At 68.5% G+C, this 7,084-nt stretch carries 6 protein-coding genes; 1 reads left to right on the top strand and 5 read right to left on the bottom strand.

Annotated elements, in window-relative coordinates; translation table 11 throughout:
* Positions 1-16: 16 nt before the first annotated feature.
* A complete protein-coding gene (locus ACESK8_RS15660) occupies positions 17-1,000 on the top strand; it encodes a DMT family transporter (RefSeq protein ID WP_372969461.1) in 984 nt (327 codons plus the stop codon).
* Positions 1,001-1,012: 12 nt separating this feature from the next.
* Here the strand turns inward: ACESK8_RS15660 and pgl are convergent, their stop codons facing one another.
* Genes pgl through tal form a run of 5 tightly spaced genes read right to left on the bottom strand, consistent with a single transcriptional unit; the run spans position 1,013 to position 7,019 of the window.
* Positions 1,013-1,798, bottom strand: a complete 786-nt coding sequence (gene pgl / locus ACESK8_RS15665) for a 6-phosphogluconolactonase (protein WP_372969455.1) — start codon at positions 1,796-1,798, stop codon at positions 1,013-1,015.
* Positions 1,798-2,733 carry a glucose-6-phosphate dehydrogenase assembly protein OpcA gene (locus tag ACESK8_RS15670; protein WP_372969456.1) on the bottom strand — a complete coding sequence of 312 codons (936 nt, stop codon included), beginning with the start codon at positions 2,731-2,733 and terminating at the stop codon, positions 1,798-1,800. Before ACESK8_RS15670 ends, pgl begins: the two co-directional genes overlap by 1 nt.
* Positions 2,730-4,280, bottom strand: a complete 1,551-nt coding sequence (zwf, locus tag ACESK8_RS15675; RefSeq protein WP_372969457.1) for a glucose-6-phosphate dehydrogenase — start codon at positions 4,278-4,280, stop codon at positions 2,730-2,732. The genes ACESK8_RS15670 and zwf overlap by 4 nt, the downstream gene beginning before the upstream one ends.
* Positions 4,281-4,302: 22 nt before the next feature.
* Entirely contained in the window at positions 4,303-5,910 is a 1,608-nt protein-coding gene (locus ACESK8_RS15680; protein ID WP_372969458.1) for a glucose-6-phosphate isomerase, read from the bottom strand.
* A complete protein-coding gene (gene tal / locus ACESK8_RS15685) occupies positions 5,907-7,019 on the bottom strand; it encodes a transaldolase (RefSeq protein WP_372969459.1) in 1,113 nt (370 codons plus the stop codon). Before tal ends, ACESK8_RS15680 begins: the two co-directional genes overlap by 4 nt.
* Positions 7,020-7,084: the final 65 nt, after the last annotated feature.

The raw sequence follows: 7,084 nt of genomic DNA on the forward strand, positions 1-7,084 counted from the left end.
GAGCATCTCCGTATGGATGGCTGGGGCGGAAGACGTCACCGACCAGCTGGTAGGCGCGTTCCAGAACCCGGGACTGCTCCTCGGCATCCCCCTCGCTCTGGCCGGCGCGGTCTTCATGTCGCTGGGTGCGCAGTATCAGCACCGCGGTGTCGAGAAGATGGAGCGGCTGAGCGGTGCGGACGGAGCGTCCGGCCTCTCGATGACTCAGGTCCGTGGGTTGCTGACCCGGCCGTCGTGGCTGATCGGCACGCTGATGCTCGCGCTCGCGGTCATCTGTCAGCTGGCCGCGCTCACTGTCGCGCCGCTGATCGTGGTGCAACCTCTCGGCGCGATCGCCCTGGTCATGACCACTCTCCTCAACGCGCGCATCTCGGGACACTCTCCGACGAAGCAGTCGATCACGGCGATCGTCTGCTGCGTCGGCGGCATCTTCCTCTTCGTGTTCTTCGCGGCGATCTTCGCGACGGAGAAGGATGTCACCGACACCGAGCTCTTCACGATCCTCGCGGTCCTGCTGGTCGTCATCATTATCCTGGGCGCGTGCTGGTTGATCCTGCGCCACCGCATGCGTGCGCTGTTCTACGTCGTCGGAGCGGGCATCCTCTACGGCTTCGTCGCGACTCTGGCGAAGGTCGTCATCAAGCGCGTCCAGGCGGGCAACTTCGAGTGGATCACGATCATCTGCGTGATCGCCCTCATCGCCGCGGCAGCCGTCGGTGCCTACTTCGTGCAGACCGCCTACAGCTCCGGACCTCCCGACCTCGTGATCGCGGGACTGACCGTGGTGGATCCGCTGATCGCGGTCCTGATCGGCATGGTCGTGCTGGGTGAGGCCGCTGCGGCTCCGCCATGGGTGCTGGTGATCTTCGGCATCGCCGGAGCGATCGCGGTCTGGGGCGTGGTCGGTCTGGCGCGCTACCACCCGCAGGTGCTCAGCGACAGCCAGGAACTCGGCATCGTGCGGGGCAGCGACGGCGAGGCCAAGGACCCCGAAGCCTGAGCTCTTCCGGCCTCAGTACGCCGGATCGATGAGATCCGGAGAGACCTCCGAGGCAGCCGCCTCGTCGACGAAGAACACGGTGCGCTTGCGCCCCTTCGCGCCCGCAGCGGGGACGTTGGCGTAGCTCGCGCCGGCCAGGGCGAGTCCGAGCGCGGAGGCCTTGTCGCCTCCGGTGAGCACGAGCCAGACCCGCTTGGACGCATTGAGCACCGGACGCGTGAGCGTCACCCGCTCCGGAGGGGGCTTGGGCGAGTCGCGCACGGCAAGAGCTGCCGCATCCGTGACCGTGACCTCCGGGCGATCGGGGAAGAGCGAGGCGATGTGCCCGTCAGGACCCACGCCGAGAAAGCACACGGCGAAGGACGGCCACGGATGCTCGTCGCTGCCGAACCGTGCGAGCTCGTCGGCGTACGCGGTGGCCGCCTCGTCGAGCGACATCCCTTCGCCGGCTGCCGCGACCTCGTGGATGTTCTCGTCCGGCACCGGGATGTGGTCGAGCAGCGCAGCCCGGGACTGCAGGGCATTGCGATCAGCATCGTCGCGCGCGACGAACCGCTCGTCACCCCACCAGAAGTGGACGAGCGACCAGTCGATGTCCGCCGAGCGCGGATCCTCGCGCGTCGCACGCAGCACCGCGCCGCCCATCGAACCGCCGGTGAGGGCGACATGGGCGATGCGGCCGTTGCGCGTGCGCGCACGGAGGCGGGTGAGGAATCTGTCGGCCACTCGCAGTGCGAGCTTCTCGGGAGTGGCTTCGACCACGACCCGCTTCTCTGCGGACGCTGTCTGCGACGACATCATTCTCCTGTCTCGGGCGGACCCAGCTTCTCCCAGCCCTCGGTGATCACTCGACCGTACAGGACGTCGGGGTCCAGGCGACGCAGCTCCTCGGCGAGGCACTCGCGGAGGGTACGGCGCGGGAGGTGCAGGTCGTGGTCCGGCTGATCCGGCTGCGTGAGGACGGCGACGCCGGGCGTCGGACGCTCGAGCAGGATGTCACCCGACGCGCGGTGCAAACGCACGGACTTGATGCCCTCCTGCCAGTGCTCGGGGTTCTCGTACGACCACTTCACCGGGATGTCGAGTGCCATCTGGAGCCAGGCGGCCAGGAGCGCGGTGGACGGCGAGGCGGAGCCGCCCCGCACCTCGACCGCGGTGACCTCCTCGAACGGAGGCTGATCGAGCACGGCGGCGAGCTGCTCGCGCCAGTGCGTGAGGCGTGTCCAGGCGAGGTCGGTGTCGCCAGGAGCATGCGACTCGCCGAGACGCGCGAGGCGATCGCGCACATCGGATGCCGTGGCGGCATCCGTGATGCGCCGCTGGGCGATCTTGCCCAGCGGCGAGTGGGCGGGGGAGGCGGGTGCCTCCTCCGGCCACCAGGCCACCACAGGAGCATCCGGCAGCAGCAGCCCGGTGACGAGGCTCTCCTCGTTGCTGGCGGCGTCGCCGTAGGCACGTAGGACGACGACCTCACTGGCGCCGGCGTCACCACCGACACGGATCTGCGCGTCGAGGCGCGCGTCTCCGTCACCGGTGGTGAGCACGATGACGCGCATCGGGTGCTCGCGGGAGGCGTCGTTGGCGGCGTCGATCGCGGCTTCGGCCACACCGTTGCGGGCCGAGATGATGAGGGTGAGCACGCGGCCGAGGGCCACGGCGCCACCCTCCTCGCGCACCTTGACGAGCTGCTTCGCGACCTGGCTGACGGTCGTGTCGGGAAGGTCGATGATCATGGGCGTCTCCAGACTCGTCCATCACGGGCAAGGAGGTCATCGGCGGAGGCCGGACCCCATGAGCCGGGTTCGTACTGATCGACCGGGCCACCTTCGGCTGCCCAGTACTTCTCCACGGGATCGAGGATCTTCCAGGAGAGCTCGACCTCCTCGTGCCGCGGGAACAGCGGCGGGTCGCCCAGGAGGACGTCGAGGATCAGGCGCTCGTATGCCTCGGGGCTCGCCTCGGTGAAAGCGTGTCCGTAGCCGAAGTCCATCGTGACATCGCGCACGTTGGTGCCGTTGCCCGGGACCTTCGAGCCGAAGCGGATCGTCACGCCCTCGTCGGGCTGCACGCGGATCACGAGGGCGTTCTGGCCGAGCTCCGACGTGTTCGCGCGTCCGAAGAGGTGCTCGGGAGCCTTCTTGAAGACCACGGCGACCTCGGTCACACGACGGCCGAGCCGCTTGCCGGTGCGGAGGTAGAACGGCACGCCGGACCAGCGGCGGGTGTCGATCTCGAGCTTGATCGCCGCGTACGTCTCGGTCGCGGACTGCGGGTTCATGCCGTCCTCGTCGAGGAAGCCGGTGACCTGCTCGCCGCCCTGCCAGCCGCCGGCGTACTGTCCGCGAGCGGTGGCGAGCGAGAGGTCGTCCGGCACGTGCACGGCGGCGAGCACCTTCTCCTTCTCAGCGCGCAGGTGCTCGGCGGAGAGGCTGATCGGCTCCTCCATCGCAGTCAGTGCGAGCAGCTGGAGGAGGTGGTTCTGGATGACGTCGCGCGCGGCGCCGACGCCGTCGTAGTAGCCGGCGCGGCCGCCCACTCCGATGTCCTCGGCCATGGTGATCTGCACGTGATCGACGTAGTTGCGGTTCCAGATCGGCTCGTAGAGCTCGTTCGCGAAGCGCAGCGCCAGGATGTTCTGGACCGTCTCCTTGCCGAGGTAGTGGTCGATGCGGAAGATCGAGTCCGCCGAGAAGGCCACCTCGAGCGCGGCGTTCAGCTCTCTGGCCGACTCGAGGTCGTGACCGAACGGCTTCTCGATCACGACGCGGCGCCAGCGCTCGTCGTCATCGTCATCCGCGCCGACGAGACCGGAGTCCTTCAGCTGCTTGGCGACGAGCGGGAAGTCCTTCGGCGGGATCGACAGGTAGAACGCGTGGTTGCCCATGGTGCCGCGTTCCACATCGAGCTGGTCCACCGTCTCGCGGAGCTTGCGGAAGGAGTCCGGGTTGTCGAACTCACCCGAGACGAAGCGGATGCCCTGCAGCAGCTGCGCCCACGTCTCCTCGCGGAACGGCGTGCGTGCGTGCTGCTTCACCGCGTCGTAGACGACCTGGGCGAAGTCCTGGTCCTCCCAATCGCGGCGGGCGAAGCCGACGAGGGCGAACCCAGGAGGCAGGAGCCCGCGGTTGGCGAGGTCGTAGACCGCGGGCATGAGCTTCTTGCGTGACAGGTCACCGGTCACTCCGAAGATCACGAGGGCACTGGGCCCCGCGATCCGGTTGAGACGACGGTCATCGGGGTCACGCAGCGGGTTGTGCCCGCGCGAGATGGGAACAGACATCGGTGGGGGATTCTCCTGGCTGTTACTTCTGTGCGGCTTCGAAGAGGGTGAGGACGTCGGCCGACGAATCGGTGATCGTCAGGGAGACGACCGGACGGCCGTGCTCGGCGAGGACACCGGCGTCGCCGGCGGCCTGAGCCTGGATCAGCTGTCCGAAGGTGAACGGACGCTCCGGGATCTCGAGGTCGACCTCCGTGCTCTCCAGGATCTGCAGGAACACGCCCTGCGCGGGACCACCCTTGTGGTACTGACCCGTGGAATGCAGGAAGCGAGGTCCCCAGCCGAACGTCGTCGGGCGACCGGAATCGGCGGCGACGAGTTCACGGAGGCCCTGCAGCTGCGGGACGTCGAGGCGGTTCACGTATGCCTGGATCGACACGTAGCCGTCGGCGGGGAGCTGAGCCCAGAGAGCATCCAGTACGCCCTCGACCGTTCCGGAGACGGCGAGGGCCGGGTCTGAGACACGGACCTCGACGCCGCTCTCCACGAACGCGGGAGCGGTCGGAGCCGGGCGGTCGTCGAGGAGTCCGCGTGCGGCGACCTTCGCCGACTCGACGTCGGGCTGATCGAAGGGATTGATCCCCAGCAGATGACCGGCGATCGCCGTGGCGTACTCCCAGACGATGAACTGCGCGCCGAGCGAACCGCTGACGAGGATCTCGCCCTCGTGACGTTCGCGCAGGTGGAACTCGTTGGCATCGTCGACCAGCCGCACGACCTGCAGGTCGTCGGGTCGTGCGTCGAGCTCGGGGGAGACGGGCAGCAGGACGACCGGGAGGATGCCGGTGCCTTCCTTGCCGGTGGACTCCGCGATGAGCTGCTCGATCCAGTCGGGCAGGCCGTTGATGTGGGTGCCGTCGGTGATCAGTCCGAGCTTGTCGCGCCGAGGGACCGTGGCCGAGATCGCCGCAGCGAGACGCAGCGCGGGGTTGTCGGCCGAATCGATCGCGACCTCCAGCAGAGACGCCTCCGCCTCGTCGAGGAGCTCGTCGATGTCGACACCGGCGAGGCCGGACGGGACGAGGCCGAACGCGGTGAGGGCCGAATAGCGGCCGCCGACGTTCGGGTCCGCGGTGAAGACGCGGTATCCCGCCTCGCGGGCGGACACGTCGAGCGGGGAACCGGGGTCGGTCACCACGACGATCCGCTCGACGGGATCGATGCCCACGTCGCGGAAAGCCGCTTCGAACGTGCGCCGCTGCGAGTCCGTCTCCACCGTCGATCCGGACTTCGAGGAGACGACCAGCACGGTCTCCTGCAGGCCTTCGTCGAGAGCGGCGAGCACCTGGCCGGGTGCGGTCGAGTCGAGGATGGTGAGCGGCACGCCGGCGGTCTGCGCGATCACCTCGGGTGCGAGGGACGAGCCGCCCATACCGGCGAGCACGACACGGGTGACGCCCTTCGCGACCAGGTCGGAGCGCAGGGCCTCGATCTCGGCGACCAGCGGTCGGGAGATCGAGACCGCTTCGACCCAGCCGAGCCGGATCGATGCCTCGGACTCGGCAGCCGCGCCCCACAGGCCGGCGTCGCCGCCGGTGATCCGGGAGGCGACGAGGTCGCGGACGAGAGCGGGGACCGTCTCGTCGATCGCGACCCGAGCCGCTCCCGAGGCGTGGATGGCGAATGTCATCGCTGCGCCTCGAGGCCCTCTGCCACCTGAGTCAGCAGATCGTGCCACGAGTCGATGAACTTGGCGACGCCCTCGTCCTCGAGCACCTGGGTGACGTCGGTGAAGTCGATGCCCAGATCGGCGAGGCCGGCGAACACCGAGCGGGCGTCCTCGTAGCCACCGGTGATGGTGTCTCCGGTGACGACGCCGTGGTCGAACGTCGCCTCGAGGGTCTTCTCGGGCATCGTGTTGACGACATCCTTGGCGACGAGCTCCGTCACGTACAGGGTGTCCGGCAGCGCCGGGTCCTTGACGCCGGTCGACGCCCACAGCGGACGCTGCGCGTTGGCGCCGAGCGCGATCAGATCCTGTGCGCGCTTCTCGGCGAACTTCTGCTCGAAGAGCTCGTAGGCGAGACGCGCGTTGGCGAGTCCGGCCTTGCTCTTGAGCGCGTCTGCCTCGGGGGTGCCGATCGCAGAGAGACGCTTGTCGGTCTCGGTGTCGACCCGCGAGACGAAGAACGAGGCGACCGAGTGGATGCTCGACAGGTCGAAGTCGGCGCTGTGCGCGCGCTCGAGTCCGGTCAGGTAGGCGTCGATGACCTCGGCGTAGCGCTCCAGGCTGAAGATGAGAGTCACGTTGACGCTGATCCCGGAGGCGATCGCCTCGGTGATGGCGGGGAGTCCGGCCTTGGTCGCCGGGATCTTCACGAGCAGGTTGGGGCGATCGACCTTGGCCCACAGCTGCTTGGCCTGAGCGACCGTGCCGTCGGTGTCGTGCGCGAGGTCGGGGGAGACCTCGATCGAGACGCGTCCGTCGACGTGACCGGATGCCTCCCAGACAGGACGGAAGACGTCGAGTGCTGCGGCGACGTCCTGCGTCGTCGCGGCGAAGACGGCCTCCTCGGCCGTCGCACCGGAGGCGGCCAGCTCGGTGACCTGAGCGTCGTACGAGGTGTTGTTCTTGTCGGTGATCGCGTTGGCGAAGATCGTCGGGTTCGTCGTGACGCCCACGACGTTGCGGGTCTCGATCAGCTCGGCCAGGTTGCCGGAGGAGATGCGGGTGCGCGACAGGTCGTCGAGCCAGATGCTGACACCGGCTGCTGCGAGGTCTGCGGTGGGGGTGCTCATGCGTTCTCCTTGATGGTCTCGCGTGCGGCCGCGATGACGGCCTCGGTGGTGATGCCGAACTTCTG

This window comes from Microbacterium sp. (assembly GCF_041641055.1).
GTDB lineage: Bacteria > Actinomycetota > Actinomycetes > Actinomycetales > Microbacteriaceae > Microbacterium.

Coding starts and splice junctions, on each gene's coding strand:
- ACESK8_RS15660 (WP_372969461.1), top strand. CDS start 17: ATGGCTGGGGCGGAAGACGTCACCGACCAGCTGGTAGGCGCGTTCCAG.
- pgl (WP_372969455.1), bottom strand. CDS start 1,798: ATGTCGTCGCAGACAGCGTCCGCAGAGAAGCGGGTCGTGGTCGAAGCC.
- ACESK8_RS15670 (WP_372969456.1), bottom strand. CDS start 2,733: ATGATCATCGACCTTCCCGACACGACCGTCAGCCAGGTCGCGAAGCAG.
- zwf (WP_372969457.1), bottom strand. CDS start 4,280: ATGTCTGTTCCCATCTCGCGCGGGCACAACCCGCTGCGTGACCCCGAT.
- ACESK8_RS15680 (WP_372969458.1), bottom strand. CDS start 5,910: ATGACATTCGCCATCCACGCCTCGGGAGCGGCTCGGGTCGCGATCGAC.
- tal (WP_372969459.1), bottom strand. CDS start 7,019: ATGAGCACCCCCACCGCAGACCTCGCAGCAGCCGGTGTCAGCATCTGG.